A 22151-nucleotide genomic window follows, 5' to 3' on the forward strand; every position below is an offset into this window, starting at 1 on the left:
TTTTTAACCTCCAATAGCTTTAAGCGGATTAATTTTAATGACACTTTTAAGTGAAAAAGCACCACCAATTAGGGTAGAAAGAAGTAATATCAGTGAATAAACACCATTTTTTTTGAAATCTATTGCGAAAGGTAAGCTCTCTGGTAAAAAGTAGCTAGTAATAAACGTTAAAATCATTCCTAAAACAATGCCTAGACTACTTAATAAAAAAGTTTGCCATAAAACAGAAGTGGCTAAAAGTCTAGTTGGTATTCCTTGTACTTTTAAAATACCAAATAACTTTTGTTTTTGTAACGTAATAACATAGATAAATACGCCGATGACAAAAGTGGCGATCACAAAGAGAAAATAAATCATTCCATCAAGGGTTAATTTTTGCTCAGAATAACCAGGTATTTTTTGGATGAAAGCCTCTAGAGATAAATGATCATATCGGGAAGCTTGATTCAAATGAAGGTCACTATTTTTCTTTTGATACACAATGCCACTGATTAGGTTATCTTTTTTAGGTATACGGTTAAAGGTTAATGTTTGCCAAGTGTCTAAGGATAGATAAATAACTGGTGCCAAATTGTAGGTGCTTTTTTCAAAAAATCCTACGACTTTAATAGGAGTGTGGGAAGAGCCAAGAAGCAATTCATCTCCTAACTTATAATTAAATTGTTTAAAGTCGCTAGCAATAACCGCTTCGTTTTTATTGTGAAAAGAACGGCCAGATAAGGTATCAGGCTTTAAAAAACTATCAGATAAAATACCAAAGACAGCCGCATTTTGCCGGCTGTTTTCTTTTTGGCCTTTACGCTTGACAGTATACAAGGACTGCCCAATTGGTTCTTTAATCGGCACGTGAATATTTTCTAAGTCAGCCATATCTAACCGAGAGGCTGTTAGGCTTTTATTGGCTTCACTACTGAGAATGATACCATCTGCTTGCCACTGATCGATGGCTTTCCGGTTACCATCTCCTAATCCAGTGGCTAATCCTGTTAGTACGTAAACTAACCAAGCAATTAAGGCGATGATAATCATAATTAATAAAAATTTTCGTTTGTCATATTTTATTTCATGCCAAGCTAAAAACATATATAATTCCCTCCAAAGTGTCTATTCGTTTATCAAGTGATAAGCTGATAATGTAAGAATACCGCTTATCAACTGATAAGTAAACTGATTTGCTTGGTAAAAAGAGGTAATTGACTGACTGATATTTATTTCAAGATAATTGTTTTTTTGTATGGAATAATATGTTGTTGTATCAATGATTTTTTATTTTTTGTTGTTTTTTTACACAAAATTGATGAAAAAAACATCAATTTTGTGTAAGAAGGAATAAGACCTGCTATAACCATTGATATAACAAGGTTTATTTTTTATTAAAAAATAAACCTTGTTATATTATCTTTTTTTGGTTTGTGATAGAACACGCAATTGAGTATATTAGAAGAAATTAGTTTTTTAATAATAATTTGCTAGACAGTTATTATTCAAATAACAATTAGCTAGTAATTAAAAAAATAAAATTATTAAGTTTAATCAATAAAAAAAGGTAGGTGAATATCTTGAAAAAAAATAATAAGTATCGAGTATGTGCAAAAATAGTATTACTTTTTGTTTTTTTTCTTGTTTTTTGTCCTACGTATGATGTTCAAGCCGCAACTGATTTAAGCAGGTTACCAATAAAAAAAACAAGTAACCCATTACCTGAACGAGGTCTTCCAATTTTTGAGTTTTTTAAAAAGCCAGTTGGATCAGGTCCACAACATATTAAGGTACCCTCAACTTCCGATAGCATAGAAGGAACCTTTGAAGACAAATATGGCCGTACTTTTGAAAAAAAGGATGGTAACTATACTTATATTGTGAATGGTCAACGTTATCCAGTTATGTTTGATGAAAATTATGCTTATTATCAAAAAGACAATCAGACTATATATTTCGATAATTCAGGTGGCTATCTTTCGGTTGATATTTTAAAAGATGGTAGCGGATTTTACTATATACAGAGGTATTGGGGGATTATTCGGAAAGTCTCAGTGGCTAGTCGATATATATTAACTAAAAGTGTGCTAGATACTTACGAAGTTTCTTTTTCAGAAGCATTGATGGTCACTGATAAAGTAAGAGGTCAGAACGGAGCCATTTGGTCTAAGTATAAATTAGATTTAACCAAGGATTTTCGTTTTGAGTCTTATTTGTATTTAGGAGATGAAGGAGGAAACGCAGCGGATGGGATGACCTTTACATTACAGAACAATCCGCTAGAAAAGTACTCCTCAGATCAATCTATTTCAATAGGGAGTAAGGGAGTGGGGTTAGGTGCCTATACAGGAGAGTTCCACCCTCCCAATAATAGACCTGATAAACCGGTAGATTATCAAGGAGGGCTAAAGGATAATCGTGTAGGTAATTGGTTAAAAATGTACCGGGTGGAAGAGAGCGGTTTAAGAGCAATCTACAAGATGAAATTTGATAGGTCTCAGGTTTTTGGTTCTAACTATCATCCTATTATTTTTCAACCTAATCCTAACGATCCAGCAGATATTTATGAGCCACTTGTCAGAATCAATAATCAGCTCCATTATTTGGTGGCTTCTAGTGAAAGAGATTCAGCTTTTTTATGTGCCAACGTGGCTAGCGGTGTAGTTACTAAATCACCTGGTGTTTTTCAAGACATGTACATTCGTCAGAAAGGTGACAATCAGTTGATTAAAATCGATAAAAGTATTGGGTTTGCTGCATACGGAGGAAACGATGTAAGACAAGGGCTAGATTATATCCCCAATGCTTACTCGATTGAGTTTGATACTTTTTATAATGCTGATATAGGTAGAGGAAGAGGAATGGATTCTGTCGGTGGAATAGGAAAAGCGAGCGATAAAAAAGGACACCTTGCTTTTGCTAGACCTAATGCAGAATTATATAAAGGAAAATCAAACTTATATCAAGAGTCTAACGGATTATATTACATTGTTGATGACATTAGACAGTATACAGGTTTAGGTAATTTGACAGGGAAAAATTATCAATTAGTTTTGGATGCTAATCAATCCAATATGAATGTTTATGCTAAACATGAGGATCCGATAATAGCTCAGTCTCCTTTATCAGATGGTCATTGGAAACAATTAACCATTCAGTGGGATAGTAAAAAAAGGGAATTAATCTATAGCTTAAAAAACCATTCATTAAGTAACCCTTATGAATTTAATCGCTCGAAAACTTTTAGCGAGGAGGAATTACTTAGTACGTTCGGTGGTAAAGAGGCCTACTGGGGATTTACAGGGTCAACCGGTGCACAAGTACAAGATAATCTGTTAGCCATTACCAAATTACCACAAATTCCTGCTCAAGCATTAAATCCTCGGACAACAATTAATAAGACTAATGAGGCCGACAGTGAGCAAGTGACAGTGGATCAAGGAGAAGAGGTTTATATCAAAGGTTATTTTGATGATTTTAATGAAAAACTCGTTTTGCCTCAAACTAAAGTTGATTTAGTCATGTATTTACAAGAAGGATTGGAAGTGTCTTTAAGTAATGATGAAAATTCCTCCATTGATTTTCCAGAGGAGTTAATACCAGAAGATATTATTAAAGAAGAAAAAAGGCCAGATGGCTACACGCCCATCAGGTTAAAAAATGTGGATGTAAGTAGTATCACCGATGACTTAACTAAAAAAACTTACATGATGCAAGTTAAAGCTCTGGCTAAAATACCTAAAGGTCAAGCAAATCCACATAAAGCCCAAGCTTATTTTAAAATCGAAAATATTCCAGGTGAAGATATTACAGAAATTGAAGGGAATAAAGTCACTGCTGAAATAGAGGATCCTGGGCAATTAAATTTAATTGTACCTGACCAACTACGTTTTGGCGGAGTAGAAGTGACTAACCGAGTACCTTCTGTTTTAGAGGTAGGTGTGGGACAAATTATTAAAGATCCGACTAAACCTCAACCGGAAGGGTCAGATCACTTACAACTAGTTGATACAAGAAAAAAAGAAAAACGAACTTCTTGGCAACTAAGGCTAAAAGTATCCGCACCTTTTAAAGATAATCAAGGAAACTTACTTGTGAATCAAGCCCAAAATGAAGCAATGGGAATCTTTTACCGACAATCAGGCAATGGCCAAGAAGATTTATCTCTTGACCGAGAAGGGTCTGGCCAAATTATTTCTTCAGGAGGGCCGATTGACTCAGATGATGGTATCAAAGAATTAACCCATTTATTACTAAAAACAGGCTTAAATCCAAGTATAGATAATACCGTGATAACCAACCCTGATCAAGGGATTGTAATAAAAATGGCACAGGAAGATATTCTGAATGCTGCCTATAATGAACACCCTTCTTATCAAGCTGACTTTTTATGGCAGCTAGAAAATGTCCCATCAAATGTAGTTCCTGGGAAAGGAGGGGGATTATAGTGGTGAAACATTCTTTTGCAACACCCATCACTATATTAATTGTGTTAGTTTCCCTAGTCGGTGGCTTCTACCAAACAGCTTCTATTGCTGTTGCAGCTAGTCTTCCTAGTTATTCAGGTGTCTCTTTTTACGAAGATGAGGAACAGGTACCGGAAACGCCTGATCCAACCCCAACTCCTGAAGAGCCGTTGAAAGACCATGATTATTTAAATCAACTGCGACAAAAACTTCCACAAATGGGAGAACAACAAAGATTTATTTTGTTAGCTATAGGAGTCATACTCGTCTTATTGAGTGTTTGGTGGAAACATCGGCATAAAAATAGAGAGGAGGCATCAGATGACTCATAAAAAATGCTTATTCTCTTTAGGGGGCTTTATTATATGTTTTCTTTTTGTTAGTCAGGTTTATGCTGACGAAATTCCGTCATTACTAGATGAGTATCACAGAAAGGGATCTATTACCTTTATAGAAGCAGTAGATCCAAATGAACCAACTGGACCAGTAGATCCAACCGATCCAGAAAAACCTGTTGAACCGGTGGATCCAATCGATCCAGATGGACCTCATCCGGGAACTGACGGGCCACTTAGTATTGATTTTGCTTCTAGTCTTTTCTTTGGAAAACAAAAGATAGTGAACACAGAACAGGTGTATTACGCCTCTGCTCAAGAAATACGAGACAATAGACGAACACCAGCTAAATTATTTTATGTGCCACATTTTTTTCAGATTACAGATAAAAGACGGAGCTTCGTTGGTTGGACATTGAGTGTTAAACAAGAACAAACCTTTACTGATGTTAAAGACGCTAAGAAACAGATTTTAGGAACGGAGATACGATTACGTTATCCCCACACTGTTTCTCTGCAAAAAGAACCAGAAGATGAAGGAAATGTTTATGCAACAAATGTGGTTATAAAACCCAATGTGACGTCTCATGTTATGACTGCTAAAGAAGGTTATGGAGGTGGGACTTGGCAAGCTGTTTATGGTACGGGTGCCTATGAAAAGACAGCGAATCAATCAGAAAATCAACCAGCCAATCAGTTGGCTAAAGAAACAATCGATGAAAATCAGACGGTTGGTTATGAAGGGGTGACTAAAAAACTTGACGGAACACTGGTTCAAGACCGGTGGATTAATCAAGGAGTTACCTTGAAAGTACCAGGAAATCAACCTATCTATCCAGTGTTTTACAAAACAACATTAAGATGGGTACTATCCAATGTTCCTATTAATTTAGAAACATAATAGGACGTAATTAATTAATTTAAATTAATTCAACTATAAAAAAAGCGAGGAGAACATAATGAAAAAGAAAGTTTTGAGTAGTTTATTATTAAGTACATTAGTTTTAGGAGCAGTAGCGCCAACAATTGGCCTAGCAGCTGAACCAGAAAAAGCGGATCATTTAAACACAAAAGGGGATATTACCTTCCTTAAAAACATTGTGCCAACTGATCCAGTGGACCCAACTGACCCAGACCCAGACAAACCAATTAAACCAGTAGATCCAACTGATCCAGATCGTCCATTACCAGTAGATGGGTTAAGTATTATTTATGCCTCTAACTTCCACTTTGGTTTTAACTATTTAGAAGCAGGAACTGCTTATTATTCTGCTTTAAACGATTTAGTGTTTAAATCAGCTGAAGCAAAAACTGAGGCAGATAAAAATGTTAATGCTGGATACGAAATTGATACAACTCATGCACACCAAGTAGCTCATTCTGTTCAAGTAGCTGAAACAAGACCAGGTGAGTACGCTTCACCTAATTGGACAGTTAAGGTTAAACAAAATGGTGATTTTGTTACACCTGAATATGATGAGAATGGTATGGCTGTTAAAAACTATGCACCAGATACAGGCAAGCAAGAGATAGTGAGCATTAAAGAAAGAGACCAAGAACCAGGGCAAAAACTAAAAGAGACTGAAATCATTTTAGCTAACGGAATTGGTAAAGTAGCTAGTACAGAAGGAACAAATGAGGACAAAGTACAGAATGCTACGGCTATTGGTTTAAAGGTTAACCAAAATATTACGATTAAACCAACTAGAGAAGATGTAGAAGTTATGACTTTTGAAAATGCCAAGCCTCAAGGGGTTGGAACTTATGTTGCTGCTTTTGGAGATGTGAAAGATGATGATGGGTTAAGTCTTGAAGGAATAAAATTAAACGACAGCGAAAAGGATAACGACCGAGATCCTAACTTTTACAAAATCGTTAATGCTAAAGATTTAGATAAGGTAAAAGTATTTAACGAAGCATTAACAAAATATAATAAAGACCATAAAAAACAATTAACTTTACAACAATTTATTCAAGGTATTAAAAGTGGAGATGTAGATGGAAAAGCTCTTGAAGGTAAAGGGCTTGAGGACTTAACAGACATCCAAGAGTTTACATTTAACAAGTTAAAAAATGAATATTTCGCTAAAAACCGTAATAAAAATGTTCAGTTGAAATTACCTAAAAATACAGAAGTTAATGTTGACGATAAATATATGGCAAGCTTTACTTGGACATTAACAGCTGCTCCAGGAAAAGAGATGCCTAGCGGTGACAACGGTCAAAAATAATTTAGAGATATAAGTATGACGATTAAATGTCAAAGAGAGTTTCTTTTTGGCATTTAATCTGTTTTAATAGGGAAACTATATAGAAGGGAAACTAAGACATGAACAAATTGCATACTGACAGGCAAAAAAGAAGTGGTTATCATTTATTATTTATGGTGATATGTTTCTTTTTGTTTCCAATTATCGGTCAGGCAGAGGAAATGCAGTTTTATCCAGAACCAAAATATCCAGACAATCAATTATCTAGATCAGGTTATTTTGATTTACTTATGAAACCAGGACAAAAACAGACGATTGAAATTAATCTAGTTAATAATGGTGAAAAAACAATTAAAGTAAAACCGGTTATCAAGGTAGCAACGACTAACACAAATGGGGTTGTGGAGTATGGAGAAGCACCGAGTAAACCAGATAAAACGTTAGAGCATTCGATTGAAAAAATTGTAAAACCAATAGATAAAGTAGTGGAAGTAGAGGCAAAAAAATCTAAACCAATGCGTTTTGAAGTAAGTATGCCTTCTCAATCTTTTGATGGTATCTTAGTAGGTGGGATTACTATTATGGATGACAATCAAAAAGAAAATACCTCTGCTCAAGCAGGGATGAACATTAATAATCAGTTCGCTTATGCTATTGCAGTAGTTTTAAGAGAGTCAAAAACGCCAGTTAAATCTGACTTGGTATTAGGTAAAGTAAAAGCAGATCAAAATAATGCTAGAAATGTTGTCAGTGCAACATTGCGTAACACTAAACCTAAATACTTAAATCAGATGAAAGTAGATGCTAAAGTCTATCAAAAACGAAACGATAAAGATACGGTTTTACACTCTATTAAGTCCGATATGCAAATGGCTCCTAACTCTTATTTTAAATATCCTATTCCGTATAACGGAAAGTATATGCGAGCAGGAAAATACATGTTAGACATGACTGTTACTGCTGGAAAAGATGATAAGTGGCACTTTAAGCGAGAGTTTACCATAACTCGTTCAGAAGCCAACAAATATAATGATAAAGATGTTTCTGTAGAACCAGAAAAAGATAACAAACTATGGATCATTATCGCTATTGTGATTGCGGTTGTGATGGTGGTTCTGCTTATTATTTATATGCTTCACAATCGTCGCAAAAAACAAGAGCTAGAAGCTAAGTTAGCAGCAAAATCTAGTGGATCTAGTGGCAGGAAGAAAAAATCTTCTCGGTCTAAATCAAGTTCTACTAAATCAAGTTCTAGTCAAAAACGACGGAAATCTTCTTCACGTCATAAATAAGTGAAATAAAAAATCGACTTGAGATATTTATATCTCTCGTCGATTTTTTTGGATTAAGCTTGTTTAATAAAGTGATACAAGGTTTTAACAGGAATACCACTAGCTCCGTCTGGTAGATAGCTATAAGCACCAGAAGCAAAAGCAGGGCCTGCAATATCCATATGTACCCAAGGTTTTCCTTCAACAAATTCTTCTAAGAAAATACCAGCTGTCATAGCTCCTCCAGGTTTACCTGTTGAGTTGACTAAGTCGCCTAATTTTCCTTTGACTTGCTCTCTTAACTCATCGACAACAGGGAGTGGCCATAAGTATTCACCAGAAACATCTCCTGCTACTCGTAAGCTAGTACAAAGTGCATCATTATTCGTTACAAGTCCTGTGATATAGTCACTTAAACCAACCACACAAGCGCCAGTTAAGGTAGCTAAGTCAATAATCACTTCACTATCAATTTCAGTAGCTGCATAATATAAAGAGTCAGCCAAAGTAATTCTACCTTCAGCATCAGTATTGATGACTTCAATCGAAGTGCCTTTCATTGAACCAATAATGTCGCCATTTTTATAAGCGTCACCAGAAATTAAGTTTTCACAAGCAGCTATTACGCCAACCACGTTTTTGTCTAGTTGGTTACTAGCTACTGCATACATAGCACCAATGACTGAAGCACTTCCTGCCATATCATTTTTCATGTGTTCCATGCCTTTAGCAGGTTTTAATGCGTAGCCGCCTGAATCATACGTAATCCCTTTTCCGACTAAGGCAATCGCTTTTTGGTCAGGATTTGGTAAGTATTTCATCACGATAAAGCGAGGTTCTTTTTTAGAACCACGAGCCACAGATAAGAAAGCTTCCATGCCTAGTTCTTCAATTTCTGGGCGAGTTAATACTTCTACTTGTACGCCTAAAGGTTCTAAGGTTTGTTTCGCTGCATCGGCTAAGGTTTCTGGATCCATATCAACAGGTGGTGTGTTGACTAAATCTCTAGTTAAAAACACCCCTTCCATTAATTTAGTGACTTCTTCGATACGTTTTTGAACTTTTTCTGGTTTGTGATCAGTCACAAAGAAGTAGTTGGTTTCAAATAAAGGTTTTTGTTCTGATTTATACGCCTCAAAGGTATAAGTGGCTTGAATTAACCCTTCTGTTATGTAGCCAACAGACCGGCAAGTACATAAATTAACTAAAGTTGGTAGATGAATAGCAACCTCACTAACTTTTAGTTGTTCCATTTTTTTAGCTAACTGGAAAGCAGCTAAACGAAAGGCTTGGGCATCAGATGTTTCTTTTTCTCCTAAACCTACAAAGGCTTGATTTGCTCCGTTAGGGCCTAGATCGGTAAAAATTTCTCCTTTTTTACCAGTGAATAACTGATGATCTTTCACATATTCCACTAATTGAAGATTCATTTCATCTTGAATCTCTCCTTGATACGTAAAAATTGCTTGTACTGCTCCTTCTTTGCCAATAGTAATCGACATAGGTGCACCTCCGAAATTTCTGAATTTTAATCAAGTAATCAGTTATCTAAAGCAGACTGATCCTTCTCTTCATTTTACCTAGAGCCTGAGCTTAAAGCAACTTTATTCAAAGGTCTTCTTTTGGTTAATGCCTCTTTTTTTGTTAAACTGAAGATAAATGAAAGGAGAGGATTTAGATGGACCCACAAGTTGTGTTAGATTTTTGGTTTAAAGAAACAGAACCTTCACAGCATTTTAAAGTCAGTGCTGACTTCGATGCGCTTTTAACGGAAAAGTTTGGTGTCATTCATAGACAGGCTACTTTAGGAGAATTAGCTCATTTTCGGCAAACTATCCAAGGACGTTTGGCTGAAATTATCATCTTGGATCAATTTTCTAGGAATATTTTCCGAGGAGAAAAACAAGCCTTTGCTTCAGACGGTATGGCTTTAGTGTTAGCCCAAGAGGCACTTAAAACAGGGCAAGTGGATCAGTTGTCTATTCAGGAAAAAAGCTTTCTTTATATGCCTTTTATGCACTCTGAATCTTTAGTGATTCATCAGCAAGCTGCTAGTTATTTTGATGAACCCGGTTTAGAAACAACGAAACACTACGAAGAAAAACACCGAGTAATCATTGAACGGTTTGGTCGGTATCCACACCGGAATACCATCTTAGACCGAGAATCTACTCCAGAAGAAATCACCTTTTTAGAGGGACCAGACTCTTCTTTTTAGTTAACTAATCGCTTATTATAAATGTGTCATCCTATTTTAGAAAAAAAGGAGTTCTTAAATGAAAAGTTATGAGTCAAAAGACGCCTTAATTGAAGCAATTTTAGCTAGTTACCACAAATTTATTCAAGAATTTGAGCAAGTAAAAGAGGAAGAAAAAGACTTACAAGTAGAAGGAGTGGACCGTTCTCCTAGTCAAATGATTAGTTATCAGCTAGGTTGGCTAAATCTTCTAATGAGTTGGGAAGAACAAGAGCAACAAGGAGAACAAGTTGTCACCCCAACCCCTGAGTATAAATGGAATCAACTAGGACCGCTTTATCAAAGTTTTTACGAAAATTACCAAGCAGATAGCTTAGCTAAGCAAATAGCCGAGCTTAATCAATTAGTGCCGCTTTTTTGTCAGTGGGTAGCTAATTTTTCAGAGGAAGAGTTATTTCTTCCGGAAAAACGGCAGTGGGCTACCACACAAGCTAAATGGCCTATTTGGAAATGGGTGCATATTAATTCTGTTGCTCCTTTTACTAATTTTCGGCCTAAGATTAGAAAATGGAAAAAAATGTCCCAGGCAAACTAGTCAGAAGATACGTGTTTCTTTGACAGGAAAGTACGATAAATATGATAATAATTATGTCACAAATAAAACTATCTAGGTGCAGACTGTTTAAAATGTGCTTAGGTAGTTTTGTTTGTATGATTAATATAATAAAAAACATGTTAATACACTTTATTAACTGATTAGTTGATAAAAATAGATAGTTTAATACTCCTTTTGAGTTTATCACGAAGTTTCAGTAATATTAATTAATAGATGTTATTTAATCAAATGATCAGTTTGTCTTATGATGGACGATTAACTTTCTAAAAGGAGATACAGGAAAAGATAAATTAAGTGAAACTTAACGATTCTCTTTAAAAAAATATGTTATAGTCAACAAGTAATGGAATAAAGGAGATGAGTCATCGCTATGAAAATTGTCGTGTTAGCTGGTGGATTAAGTTATGAGAGAGATGTGTCTTTATCATCTGGGGCTAAAATTGCGAACGCCTTAATGACTAATGGACATGAGGTTATTTGTTTAGATGTATATCAATCGATTCAACTTTATACAAGCTTTGCTGAAGGGATAAGAGAGTTGGGACAAAAGAGTTACGAGTATCAAGTTCCTAAAAAAGCGCCCGATTTAGCCGCTCTTATAAAAGAGCATGGGGGAAGAACCCAAGCTATTGGCGAGCATGTGCTAGATTTATGTCAATTAGCAGACGTGGTATTTCTTGCTTTACACGGAGCGATTGGAGAAGATGGTAAAATTCAAGCCTTGCTTGATTTATACGAGATACCTTATACAGGATCTAACTATGCAGGAAGTTATTTAGCGATGGATAAGTTAGTAGCTAAAGAGTTGGTTGCCTTTCATGATATTCCTACCCCACGTTGGGCGGTGTATGATGATCATTTTAAACCAGCTAAATACCCAGTGGTAGTCAAACCAGCTAGTAACGGGTCTAGTATTGGTGTGGAAATAGTTGAGGATGATGAAGCTTTTAGCCAAGCAGTGTCTTATATTCAAAGTATCAACGACACCGCTCTTATAGAAGAAAAAATAACTGGCCGTGAATTTGCGGTCGCTATTTTAGAAGGACAAGCCTTACCTGTCATTGAAATTATTCCTAACACAGGTTTTTATGATTATGAAAATAAATATCAAGCAGGAGCAACTACTGAAATTACCCCAGCTCCATTAGAGGAAGCCGTAACTATTCAAATGCAAGAGCTAGCCCTTCAAGCGCATCATGCTTTAAGATTAGGGTCTTATTCCCGCATTGATTTCTTAATGAATGACAAACAGGAATTATTCTTCTTAGAAGCCAATAGTTTACCAGGGATGACCCCTACTAGCTTAATGCCTCAAGAAGCTCAAGCTGCTGGGATAACCTATCATGAGTTGTGTGAAAAAATAGTTCAATTAGCCGTTAAAAAATAACTAAAAGACTGATAAAACTCATCTTTTTAGCCTTTAGTCAGGTTAAAAAGATGAGTTTCTTTTATTTGGAACTATTTTTATAAATATCTTTTAAAAAAAAACAAAAAAATAAAAAAAGTTAGTTATTTTGTTTATACTTAGAAGCAAGGACCCCTTGTTTTAACCAGTGAATACGCCCTTGGTAAGCAGCCATTAGCTCTTCTTTTGTCCAATCTTTCATAAAATATTCAGCAATACAGCGGTGAACCATTGGCACTAATACACTGAAAAAGCTAAATAATTCTGCTTCAGTTTGAATAGTTAAAGGAGTTAAGTCAATGACTTCTAGGAAGTGGTGGGGAGTAATGCGTTCTGTTGGTTGTTGTAATTTTTTTTCCATTAAGACACTTTGATTTAGAATGATTTGTTTAAAGTATCGGTGATAACGTTCATCTGAAAAATCTTGATACAACTGCTCCAAGTATCTTTCTAACCCGTTAAATAAATCTCCCTGTTCTTGCTGGATACAGCTTAAAACAGAGGTGTGAGAGGTTTTGGTGATGACTTGGTACAAATAGTAGTACAACTCTTCTAAGTCTTCAAAGTATTTATAAAAGCTGCCTCTAGAGATTTGACAGGCTTCAATAATATTGGCAACAGAAGCCTCGTGAAATGAGTGGGTTGAAAATTCTTCTAGAGCAACATCTAAAATAAGTGCTTGTTTTTCTTCAGGTAAGTTTAAAAAGGTGGATTTTGGCATAGCTAAGTCCTTTCTACATGGTTTGATTCAATTGTCCAAAGTATAGCAAATTGATTAAGAATGTCAATATCAAAAAGCGTTAAGAAAGTTAAGGGAAGATATATGAGAATGAACAAGTATCTATTCATTGGGCTAGTCGGTATGTTGCTAGCTAGTCTTGGTTTTTTAGCCGGATTTCATTATTGGTTAGAACCACAATACGAAAAAGTTATGGCAGAGCTAAATAAGGAAATTAGTTCGCAAAAAAAGACCAGTCAAAAATGGGAACACTTGTACCAACAAAAGATAGCGGAAAATAGCGGAGATAAAGAGGGAAAGAAAGAGCAACTGATCCCTAAGAAAAAAATAGAACCAGTGAATGAGTTGGCTAGTCAAATGGAAAAAGTATTAAAGAGTAATCAATTTGTGGGAACGGCTATTTTCTTTCAAAACAATCAACCACTGTTAGCGAAAAGTTATGGTCAGGCTAATCAACGTTTAAACCTATCTAATCAGCTAGATACTCCTTACTTTGTCGGTTCGGTTCAAAAAGGAATGACAGGGGTATTGGTGATGAAATTAATAGAGAATGGTCAGTTATCCTTTGATACTCCTTTAAATAAATTTTATCCTGAGGTGCCAAATAGTGACACTATCACTATTCGTTCGCTGTTAGACATGACTTCTGGCTTAACGTTAAAAGAAACTAGCCAAAGTTTTGCGACTGAAAAAGAGTATTTAGCTTATGCACTAAAACATGTGACTTATGAACCTTTAGAAAAGTGGAAATACGAGTCAGTTAACTACACCTTATTAGCTAGTATTATCGAAAAAGTGACAGGTAAGTCGTATCAAGCTTATTTTAGAGAGGTGTTGATAGAACCTTTACAATTATTTCAAACAGGTTTTTATACCGATTTAAAACAAGAGGAGTTAGTGACCCAAGGCTACCTATTAGGAGAGAACCACGTAGCTAAACAAGTTCCCTTTAAGCCAAGCACTTTTACTAAAGAAATGGGGACAGGAGATATTTATATGACCGTGTCTGATTTGCTTCGTTTTTATCAAGGATTAGCTAGTGGGAAAGTTTTAACTCCTTTAAGTTTGTCCCTGTTACGTGAAAAAACAACTAAGCCTTATACCTATTATTATCAAGGCGGGATGTATGTGTCCGGAGACACACTTTATAGTCACGGAGTTATTTCAGGATTTGAAACTAGCGTTCGTTTAAATAAAGATGTAAGTAAGGGAGTTATTTTAATTACCAATGAAAGAAATCCTAAAAATTCGATTCATCGGTACTCAAAAGATTTATATAACATGCTTTCTCAAAAATAATTGGGAGAATGAAGACGGTTTAGTTGTGCTTGTCAACTATTAAAGGTATGATAAGTATATAAAGAAAGTAAGGAGGGGGATAACATGAAATTAGATGAAAAAGCTAGTAAACTTCGAAATTTTATGGCCCTTCTGTCCAATTACCTAAATCATATTCAAAAGAAAATGTCTGGTTATCCATTTAACTTCAATGAAATCCGCATTATTTTAGATTTGTATGATCGTAAAACTCTTACAGCTGTTGAAATTGAAGAAAGTTTAGATTTGGATAAAGGTTATGCCAGTCGGCTTATTCGTAATTTGGCAGAACAAGAAGTCATTCGTAAAGAACAGTCAGAAGAAGATAAACGCTCTTTTGATTTAAGTCTAACCTCTAAAGGTCGCAAAATTGCTAAAGAGTTACTCCAGGCTTATTTAAATATTTTAGAACGTGATTTAGAAAAAATGAATGACACACAACTTTCTGAGCTAGATATGGCCTTATCTGTCATTCAAAAACTTTATATGGAAATTAAAGAGCAACAAGATCAAGATAAAGAAAAAAGTTCTTTTTAAGAATTTTTTTCTTTTTTTATTGACAAAATGACACCTTGTCACTATACTAAGTAACTACTAGCAAGTGACATTGTGTCACTTTCTAGTAGTTACTTAGATAAGAAAGAGATGAAGATCATGACAGATAAACGTAAAACAGTTGCTTTATGGATTTTTACTTTAGGAGTATTTATGTCTGCTTTAGATAATGGCATTATTTCAGCAGCCTTAACCACTATTAATTCTTCTTTTGATGTAACGGAAATCCAAGGAGCTTGGGGGATTACCCTTTACACATTAGGAATGGCTATAACCACACCTATTGTAGGAAAACTAGCAGATCGTTACGGAAGAAAAAAATTATTTTTAGTAGAAATTAGTATTTTTGCATTAGGTTCTTTATTAGTGGCTCTTAGTCCTAGCTTTATTTGGTTTTTAGCTGCGCGAGTGGTTCAATCAATTGGCGGAGGCGGTATTTTTATTATTGCCAGCTCTTTTGTTTTAACGGTTTATCCAAAAGAGAAACAAGGTCGTTTGTTAGGTATGCTTGGAGCGGTGAATGGAATTGCTTCAGTTGTAGGTCCTAATATAGGAAGCTTAATTCTAAATGCCACTAATCAATGGCATTGGTTGTTTACCATTAATTTACCTATTGCCATTTTGTTAGTTATATTTGGAATAAAATGGATAGATGAAACGAAAAATCCTGAAACAAAACCATTAGATTTATTAGGTTCGATGTTATTAAGTTTTGCTATTTTTAGTTTGATGTTTGCTTTAACTAATTTAGACGGAGCTCATTTACTAGCTAGCTTAGCTACACCTAGCGTTTTTCTGTGGTTAGCATTAAGTTTCCTTACATTTACTTTGTTAGTGAAACTTGAAAAAAGTAATCAAACCAAAGACGTGGATAGCATTCTAAATTATGACTTGTTAGCCAATAAACAATTTTTATTAACCTTATTAATGGGGTTACTAAGTGGTATGTTAATCGCCATTTTTGTCTATATTCCTAGTTATGTGGAACATCATTTAGGTGTGCCGGCTAATCAAGCAGGGGTTTGGATGTCAGGCATTGGCCTAGCTTCCATTGTAGGAGCTGGCATGGGCGGCATGTTAGTTGATAAATTAGGGGCTGTGAAAACGGTAGTTGTGGCTAGTTTATTGTCAAGTCTTGGTTTCTTCTCTTTAGCCTTTTTCAGTCACAGTTTAGGTTGGTTTTTAGCTTGTTCCAGTGTAACTGGTTTAGGTTTTGGGATGTTAATGGGAGCACCTTTATCTGTATTAGCTTCTAAAGCTGCTGGAAAAGAGAAAGGGTCTGCTTTAGGCATGTTATCAGTTAGTCGCCAAGTTGGTTTAACTATTGCACCAATTGTGTATGCCTCTTTAATTCAAACAGGCTTTAATCAGTTGCCTAGTAAGTTATTACAAGTATCAGATACTAGTGCGGTGCAACAAATTTTAAAAAACAACACCACAGAAAACATGTTATTAGCTTTACTTAAATTACCAGATGCTTCTTTAAGAGAGTCTTTAGTGACAGCCTTTAAAGAAGTAGCCGGTCAAGCTTATGGCCATATGTTTATCCTTAGCGGGGGTATCTCAGTAGTGATTTTACTAGCTGCCTTTAGTCTAGGTAAAAAGCAATCAACTACTCGCTAAATCTAAGTGTTTTAAGGCATATAAATAAACGCACACATTTTGCTAGCTACTGCTGGTTAACAAAAGGTGTGCGTTTTAAGTTTGGCTGAACTTGACAAGTTGTTGTAAGGGTCCTCACAAGGTAGGTGAATAAATTCAGCGAATGTTAGTCATGTTTATATCCTTTCTTTTGGCATGATCCTAGTTAGTGGCTTTTTCTAGCCCTAACATAGCAGCTCCAATCGCTCCAGCAAACTGAGCATCTGGATGACTTTTGACTTCTGTTTCAGTATATTGACTCAGTAAGTCACGAACAATTTGACTTTGTGCTAAGCCACCTGATAAAAAGAGCGGTTTGTCTGGCTTAGGTTGGACTTTAGCATATTGATTACTAATCCGGTGCACAATAGAGTGTAAAACACCTAACGCAATGTTAGCAGGTGCAATGTCTTGGGCAATTAGACCAATGACTTCTGATTCAGCAAAAACAGTACACATACTATTAATTTTTTCAGGGGTGGCATCTTTAACAAAGCTATCTAAGTTTTTAATGTCTTCCCCTAAAATCCTCATTTGAACATCTACGAATCGACCAGTGCCTGCTGCACATTTATCATTCATATTAAAGTCTAATACTTTCCCTTTAGAAGAAAGCTTAATGGCTTTACAATCTTGGCCACCAATATCAATAATTTGTTCAATAGTGGGATCTAAGTATCTAACCCCAACTGCGTGACAGGTAATTTCCGTAATACAGTGATCTGCTTGGACTAATTTTCGTCCGTAACCAGTGGAGACTAAGGTCATCTCTTCTGGCTGATAGCCTAAATAATCCAAAACTTCTTCCATACTACCTCTAGGATTACCTTGTGTGCCAATTAGGTATTGGTCAATTTTTTTACCATCTTCAATTAAAACGCCTTTAGTGGTGGTAGATCCACTATCAATACCAATGACTTTCATAACTATCTAAACTCCAATCATTTCTAGAAATGCTGTTACCCGTGTGTTAATTTGTTCTACGTCACTAGTTGAATAGTCGGTTTCTAAATACATATAAGGCACTTCTTTTTCGTTTTGGCAGAATTCTTTAATCCGTTTAGATTCAATTGCGAATGGATGACAGGCTTGTAGTACCATATCTAGTACGCCGTCAGCTTGGTAGTCATCAATCATTTGGTCTAATAATTCTACTCGGGTATTGTTATTAGAAACACAAGCACACCCAATGTTAATGTATTTTTCAGTGAGAGCATCGTAAACTTCTTTTTCTTCATCCACTAATTGTTCTACCGCTTTAGCCACAGTACAGTTTTCAAAAGCAACCACAATCCCGCCGTTATCTTCCACTGCTCGGATGACTTTTTCTGTGACACCACCAATTGGACAACCTGTAATTAAAATACGAGGACGAGGGTCTAAACGTTTGCCTTCTTCATATTCTTGTTGAATGCGAGCAGTTGTTTCATTTAAAGTGTCAATTAGTTTTTCTTTGTCAAAGGTGTAGTTAGCCCCGTACATCACTTTGAAAATATCTGTTCCAGTGATAGCTGGTGGATTTAGTTTGCCTAAACCGTAGAAATCTTTTCGTGCTTGACGTTCTTTGTTTTTAAAGACAATCGCGTCATGAACTTGTTCATCTGTAATGGTTGTTTGTAATGTTTCTTCTAATTTTTCTTTATAACGAATGATTTCATCTCTCCAAAGAGCGAAACTTGCTTCAGTGTCTCGGCTATTAGGAACTTGCATCACGTAAGTTGGTTTAAACTGTGCCATGTATTCATACATTTTTTTCTTACCATCACAAGTTGTTTCCCCAACCACTAAATCAGAAAAGTAGAAATAGGGACATTTGTCTGTTTTACCAAAACCATAACTTGATTTAATTAGTGGGCATAGGTTACGAGGTAAATCTTCTTCAGCTGCAGGAATAGTTTCATCTGAAGTAGAGCATAAACTAATTTGAATAGCTCCTCCTGCAATTGCTAATTCTTCAGGTAAAAAAGTACAATAAGCCCCAATGACTGGTTGACCTTGTTCTTTTAATTCTTTTACTGCTAAAAACCCTGCTTGTCTTGCTTCTCCAAATGAATCGAAAATGACAGGTAAATCTGTTCTTAATTTCATAAATATCCTCCTTAAAATTAAAATAACTGATATAATTGATAGCGCTTTAAACGCTACAGAAAAAGTATAGCATATGTGAAAGTTTAAACAACCTTTTTCAGGGGTTTATAAGAGATGGCTTAAAATTAGTTAAAGAAATCCTAGTGATTTATTAACCGTGACTAATTTAAAAGAATAGTCTATGATGATAATAGAAATCAATTAGAATGGTGGGGTAGCATGGATAAAACAATACGGGATTTTTGTGAAACTTATGGGGTAGAAAGAAAGCAAACTAATTCAGTAAAATGGGATGGACTTTCTGAAAAGTTTTCAAATGATCAACTTTTACCAATGTGGGTAGCGGATATGGAATTTAAAGTCCCTAAACAAGTAGAAGAGGCTTTAATGAACAGAGTAGCTCATGGAGCTTTTGGTTATTCTTTAGTACCAGATTCTTATTATGAGGCTTTCTTTGCTTGGCAAAAAAGACGTTACGGTGTGTTGTTAAAAGAAGAATGGCTAAGATTCTCAACAGGAGTAGTCAACAGTTTCTTTTGGATTGTGCAAGGCTTTACGCAACCAAATGAGGGAGTGATGATTTTATCTCCTGTCTACTATCCGTTCTATGATAGTGTGGAACAAACTGGTCGCCGGTTGGTGGTCTCTGATTTAATTGAAAAGAATGATCGGTATACCATGAACTTTTCTGAAATAGAAGAAAAAATAGTCAAAGAGCAGGTCAAAGTCTTGATTCACTGTTCGCCTCATAATCCAGTAGGCAGAGTTTGGGAAAGACAAGAGTTAGAGCAGTTAATGGCCATTTGTGCTAAACATGAGGTACTGGTTGTATCCGATGAAATTCATCAAGATTTAACTAGTCACAATCATCCAGCTGTGGCTATGCTAAGTTTAGGGGAGCAGTATCATTCTCATCTGATTGTATTAAATGCTCCTTCTAAAACTTTTAACCTAGCAGGTCTACTGAATTCTCACATCATTATCCCAGATGAACATAACCGAGAGATTTACGACCAATATGCAGAGAAAGTCAATAAAGCTGCTAATAGTACATTAGGGTTAGTAGCAGGAGAAGCTTGTTACCGTTACGGAGAAGAATGGCTAAGTCAATTAATGGCAGTGATTCATAGTAATCATCAGTATCTAGTTCAAGCGTTAGCCGCATTTCCTAAAGTGAAAGTCAGTCAGCGAGAAGGAACTTATTTAGCTTGGATTGACTTAGGTGGCTATGTCCCTGCTAGTGAACTAGTCAAGTTTATGGAAGAGGAGTGTCAATTAGCTGTAGACTACGGTGAATGGTTTGGAAAAGGCTATGACACGTATATTCGGTTAAATTTGGCAACCTTACCTAAGTATGTAAAAGAAGGGGTGGACCGGTTAGTTACCCAATTAGCTAAACGGCAAGAAAAATAAAAGATAAATAAAAAAACTGATATTTTTCTAGTCAAATAAAAAATTGTGTGCTACTATTTGGGTAACATAAATTGAAACGGAGGGATCCTGCATTGAATATTTAACTCTTTTGTGGAAGCTGCATTTAGACTACTATCGATTAATTTTTTTATTAATGGGGGTAGTGTGCAGATTTTCGAGGGGAGTAAATGGACTATGCATGGATTCTGATGTGTTTTTTATAGTTAAACAGACATTAGTATCACTATGTGTAAGGACTCCCCTATGAAAATAGGTGAGTCTTTTTTTGAGGTGATAAATATGTCAATTATTCAAATGAAACAAGTGACATTTGGCTATGATAGTCAAGAAAAAAATCTATTCCAACAGGTTTCATTAAACTTAGATCCTAAGTGGAAACTAGGCTTAGTTGGAAGAAATGGAAGAGGGAAAACCACTCTCTTTTATCTATTATTAAACAAATTACCCTATACAGGGGAAATTAATCATCAGGAGAACTTTGTTTATTTCCCTCAACAGGTGAAAGATCCTACTCAGCTAACTTATGAGGTAGTAACAGACTTAACCCAAAAAGAATTATGGGAAGTAGAACGAGAATTGAACTTGTTAAAGGTGGATGAAAGTGTGTTTTGGCGTCCCTTTAATACCTTATCAGGTGGGGAACAGACCAAAGTGTTACTGGCGTTATTGTTTTTAGAGGAGGAGTATCCCTTAATAGATGAGCCAACTAATCATTTAGATAGTCTTGCTAGACAACAAGTCATTAGCTATCTTAATCAGAAAAATCAAGGATTTATTGTCATCAGTCATGACAGACACTTTTTAAATGAAACAACGGATCATACCTTAGCGATTGAAAAAAGTCAGTTAAGTTTATATCAAGGAAATTTTGCGACGTATGAAGAAGAGAAACAGTTAAGAGATGCCTATGAACAAAGTCAAAATACGAAATTAACCCGGGAAATTTCTCGGCTAAAACAAACAGCGGAAGAAAAGAAGGCTTGGTCTAAATCCCGAGAAAAAGATAAATATGGCCAGTCCCATGTGAAAGGCAGTGGCAGTGTGGGAGATACAGGCTTTATTGGGGCTAGATCAGCTAGAATGATGAAGCGCTCTAAAGCCATTATGAACCGAGTCGAAGGACAAATTAAAGATAAAGAACAGCTATTAGCGGATATTGAACAAGTAGACCCTCTTAAAATGACTCCGAGAGAAACCCATCACAAACGCCTTATCTGGGCTGAAAATGTTACCTTTGGCTATGAAGAAACAGGTTTGTTTCAACCGCTTAGTTTTGAATTAAAGCCAGGAGATAGAGTGGCGTTAACTGGTTCGAATGGGAGTGGTAAATCAACGTTTATCCAAGCTATTTTAGGAGAGTTTGACGGGAATAGTTGGGGAAATTTAGAGCGAGCTTCAGGTCTAAAGGTTAGTGTGGTTAGACAGCACTATGAAAACAATCAAGGAGATTTAAAAGAGTTTGCTGAAAAGCAGCAGATTTCCTATCAAGAGTTGTTAAACAATTTAATCAAATTAGGCATGAGCCGAGAAACTTTTCAATTACCAATTGAAAAAATGAGTATGGGACAACGGAAAAAAGTAGAGTTAGCTAAATCTTTAGGAACATCAGCTGATTTATATATTTGGGATGAGCCGTTAAATTATTTGGATGTGTTTAATCACGAACAAATCGAAGAATTAATCTTATCAGTTCAGCCTAGTTTGTTATTTGTAGAACATGACAAAGCCTTTTTGGATAAAATAGCGACTAAAACTTTATCTCTAAAGAAATAAAAAAATAGTAATAGTTAAAAAGATTGATTTCTAATTTTAGAGGTCAATCTTTTTTTGTAGAGAAGCGAGTTTAACATAAATTTAAAGGATAATTTGTTATAATAAACAAGAAAGAGGTGAGGATA

The 22151-nt window shown here is 35.6% G+C and carries 18 protein-coding genes; 13 read left to right on the forward strand and 5 right to left on the reverse strand.

Features of this window, described 5'->3' with window-relative positions; all coding sequences use genetic code 11:
* Positions 1-3: 3 nt before the first annotated feature.
* Positions 4-1083, reverse strand: a complete 1080-nt coding sequence (locus C7P63_RS01585) for an ABC transporter permease (RefSeq protein ID WP_125942407.1) — start codon at positions 1081-1083, stop codon at positions 4-6.
* A gap of 476 nt (positions 1084-1559) precedes the next feature.
* Between C7P63_RS01585 and C7P63_RS01590 the strand changes: the two genes are divergently transcribed.
* From C7P63_RS01590 to C7P63_RS01610, 5 genes are all read left to right on the forward strand, one after another.
* Positions 1560-4427, forward strand: coding sequence for a lectin-like domain-containing protein (locus C7P63_RS01590; protein WP_125942408.1), 2868 nt, complete (start codon positions 1560-1562; stop codon positions 4425-4427).
* Positions 4427-4777 carry an EF2685/EF0750 family sortase-dependent surface protein gene (locus C7P63_RS01595; protein WP_125942409.1) on the forward strand — a complete coding sequence of 117 codons (351 nt, stop codon included), beginning with the start codon at positions 4427-4429 and terminating at the stop codon, positions 4775-4777. The genes C7P63_RS01590 and C7P63_RS01595 overlap by 1 nt, the downstream gene beginning before the upstream one ends.
* Positions 4767-5681, forward strand: a complete 915-nt coding sequence (locus tag C7P63_RS01600) for a WxL domain-containing protein (protein ID WP_125942410.1) — start codon at positions 4767-4769, stop codon at positions 5679-5681. The genes C7P63_RS01595 and C7P63_RS01600 overlap by 11 nt, the downstream gene beginning before the upstream one ends.
* A gap of 58 nt (positions 5682-5739) precedes the next feature.
* On the forward strand, positions 5740-7011 hold the full coding sequence (locus tag C7P63_RS01605) for a WxL domain-containing protein (RefSeq protein ID WP_125942411.1): 1272 nt from the start codon (positions 5740-5742) through the stop codon (positions 7009-7011).
* A gap of 98 nt (positions 7012-7109) precedes the next feature.
* Positions 7110-8282 (forward strand): WxLIP family cell surface protein, encoded by a 1173-nt coding sequence (locus C7P63_RS01610; protein ID WP_125942412.1) that lies wholly within the window; start codon positions 7110-7112, stop codon positions 8280-8282.
* 53 nt (positions 8283-8335) lie between these two features.
* Here the strand turns inward: C7P63_RS01610 and C7P63_RS01615 are convergent, their stop codons facing one another.
* Positions 8336-9763: a leucyl aminopeptidase gene (locus C7P63_RS01615; protein ID WP_125942413.1), complete on the reverse strand. Its 1428-nt coding sequence runs from the start codon at positions 9761-9763 to the stop codon at positions 8336-8338.
* Between the two features lie 176 nt (positions 9764-9939).
* On the opposite strand from C7P63_RS01615, the gene C7P63_RS01620 reads away from it, so the two are divergent.
* From C7P63_RS01620 to C7P63_RS01630, 3 genes are all read left to right on the forward strand, one after another.
* Complete coding sequence (locus C7P63_RS01620) at positions 9940-10479, forward strand: DUF924 family protein (protein ID WP_125942414.1); 540 nt, start codon at positions 9940-9942, stop codon at positions 10477-10479.
* Between the two features lie 58 nt (positions 10480-10537).
* Positions 10538-11053, forward strand: coding sequence for a ClbS/DfsB family four-helix bundle protein (locus tag C7P63_RS01625; RefSeq protein WP_125942415.1), 516 nt, complete (start codon positions 10538-10540; stop codon positions 11051-11053).
* A 391-nt stretch (positions 11054-11444) separates the two neighbouring features.
* Positions 11445-12461: a D-alanine--D-alanine ligase family protein gene (locus C7P63_RS01630; RefSeq protein ID WP_125942416.1), complete on the forward strand. Its 1017-nt coding sequence runs from the start codon at positions 11445-11447 to the stop codon at positions 12459-12461.
* A gap of 118 nt (positions 12462-12579) precedes the next feature.
* On the opposite strand, the gene C7P63_RS01635 is transcribed toward C7P63_RS01630, so the two are convergent.
* Positions 12580-13200, reverse strand: coding sequence for a TetR/AcrR family transcriptional regulator (locus C7P63_RS01635; protein WP_125942417.1), 621 nt, complete (start codon positions 13198-13200; stop codon positions 12580-12582).
* Between the two features lie 108 nt (positions 13201-13308).
* Here C7P63_RS01635 and C7P63_RS01640 point away from each other — a divergent pair, with 108 nt between their 5' ends.
* The 3 genes from C7P63_RS01640 (at position 13309) to C7P63_RS01650 (ending at position 16713) form a co-directional block, all read left to right on the forward strand.
* Entirely contained in the window at positions 13309-14517 is a 1209-nt protein-coding gene (locus C7P63_RS01640) for a serine hydrolase domain-containing protein (protein ID WP_165863743.1), read from the forward strand.
* 84 nt (positions 14518-14601) lie between these two features.
* On the forward strand, positions 14602-15072 hold the full coding sequence (locus C7P63_RS01645) for a MarR family winged helix-turn-helix transcriptional regulator (RefSeq protein ID WP_125942419.1): 471 nt from the start codon (positions 14602-14604) through the stop codon (positions 15070-15072).
* Between the two features lie 117 nt (positions 15073-15189).
* Complete coding sequence (locus tag C7P63_RS01650) at positions 15190-16713, forward strand: MFS transporter (RefSeq protein ID WP_125942420.1); 1524 nt, start codon at positions 15190-15192, stop codon at positions 16711-16713.
* 180 nt (positions 16714-16893) lie between these two features.
* Here C7P63_RS01650 and C7P63_RS01655 read toward each other — a convergent pair whose 3' ends face one another.
* Together C7P63_RS01655 and C7P63_RS01660 are read right to left on the reverse strand one after the other, a co-directional pair.
* Entirely contained in the window at positions 16894-17655 is a 762-nt protein-coding gene (locus C7P63_RS01655) for an acyl-CoA dehydratase activase (RefSeq protein WP_125942421.1), read from the reverse strand.
* 6 nt (positions 17656-17661) lie between these two features.
* Positions 17662-18819: a double-cubane-cluster-containing anaerobic reductase gene (locus C7P63_RS01660; protein WP_125942422.1), complete on the reverse strand. Its 1158-nt coding sequence runs from the start codon at positions 18817-18819 to the stop codon at positions 17662-17664.
* Positions 18820-19038: 219 nt separating this feature from the next.
* Here C7P63_RS01660 and C7P63_RS01665 point away from each other — a divergent pair, with 219 nt between their 5' ends.
* Entirely contained in the window at positions 19039-20232 is a 1194-nt protein-coding gene (locus C7P63_RS01665; RefSeq protein WP_125942423.1) for a MalY/PatB family protein, read from the forward strand.
* Between the two features lie 300 nt (positions 20233-20532).
* The gene (abc-f, locus tag C7P63_RS01670) at positions 20533-22026 is read left to right on the forward strand and encodes a ribosomal protection-like ABC-F family protein (RefSeq protein ID WP_125942424.1); all 1494 of its coding nucleotides are present in this window, start codon (positions 20533-20535) and stop codon (positions 22024-22026) included.
* Positions 22027-22151 lie beyond the last annotated feature (125 nt).

Source organism: Vagococcus humatus, from assembly GCF_003950325.1.
GTDB lineage: Bacteria > Bacillota > Bacilli > Lactobacillales > Vagococcaceae > Vagococcus_C > Vagococcus_C humatus.

What these genes read in the sequence shown, in the direction of transcription:
- C7P63_RS01660 (WP_125942422.1), bottom strand. Translation starts at nt 18,819, where the DNA reads ATGAAATTAAGAACAGATTTACCTGTCATTTTCGATTCATTTGGAGAA.
- C7P63_RS01610 (WP_125942412.1), top strand. Translation starts at nt 7,110, where the DNA reads ATGAACAAATTGCATACTGACAGGCAAAAAAGAAGTGGTTATCATTTA.
- C7P63_RS01665 (WP_125942423.1), top strand. Translation starts at nt 19,039, where the DNA reads ATGGATAAAACAATACGGGATTTTTGTGAAACTTATGGGGTAGAAAGA.
- C7P63_RS01645 (WP_125942419.1), top strand. Translation starts at nt 14,602, where the DNA reads ATGAAATTAGATGAAAAAGCTAGTAAACTTCGAAATTTTATGGCCCTT.
- C7P63_RS01620 (WP_125942414.1), top strand. Translation starts at nt 9,940, where the DNA reads ATGGACCCACAAGTTGTGTTAGATTTTTGGTTTAAAGAAACAGAACCT.
- C7P63_RS01605 (WP_125942411.1), top strand. Translation starts at nt 5,740, where the DNA reads ATGAAAAAGAAAGTTTTGAGTAGTTTATTATTAAGTACATTAGTTTTA.
- C7P63_RS01640 (WP_165863743.1), top strand. Translation starts at nt 13,309, where the DNA reads ATGAACAAGTATCTATTCATTGGGCTAGTCGGTATGTTGCTAGCTAGT.
- C7P63_RS01600 (WP_125942410.1), top strand. Translation starts at nt 4,767, where the DNA reads ATGACTCATAAAAAATGCTTATTCTCTTTAGGGGGCTTTATTATATGT.
- C7P63_RS01630 (WP_125942416.1), top strand. Translation starts at nt 11,445, where the DNA reads ATGAAAATTGTCGTGTTAGCTGGTGGATTAAGTTATGAGAGAGATGTG.
- C7P63_RS01650 (WP_125942420.1), top strand. Translation starts at nt 15,190, where the DNA reads ATGACAGATAAACGTAAAACAGTTGCTTTATGGATTTTTACTTTAGGA.
- C7P63_RS01655 (WP_125942421.1), bottom strand. Translation starts at nt 17,655, where the DNA reads ATGAAAGTCATTGGTATTGATAGTGGATCTACCACCACTAAAGGCGTT.
- C7P63_RS01625 (WP_125942415.1), top strand. Translation starts at nt 10,538, where the DNA reads ATGAAAAGTTATGAGTCAAAAGACGCCTTAATTGAAGCAATTTTAGCT.
- C7P63_RS01615 (WP_125942413.1), bottom strand. Translation starts at nt 9,763, where the DNA reads ATGTCGATTACTATTGGCAAAGAAGGAGCAGTACAAGCAATTTTTACG.
- abc-f (WP_125942424.1), top strand. Translation starts at nt 20,533, where the DNA reads ATGTCAATTATTCAAATGAAACAAGTGACATTTGGCTATGATAGTCAA.
- C7P63_RS01635 (WP_125942417.1), bottom strand. Translation starts at nt 13,200, where the DNA reads ATGCCAAAATCCACCTTTTTAAACTTACCTGAAGAAAAACAAGCACTT.
- C7P63_RS01585 (WP_125942407.1), bottom strand. Translation starts at nt 1,083, where the DNA reads ATGTTTTTAGCTTGGCATGAAATAAAATATGACAAACGAAAATTTTTA.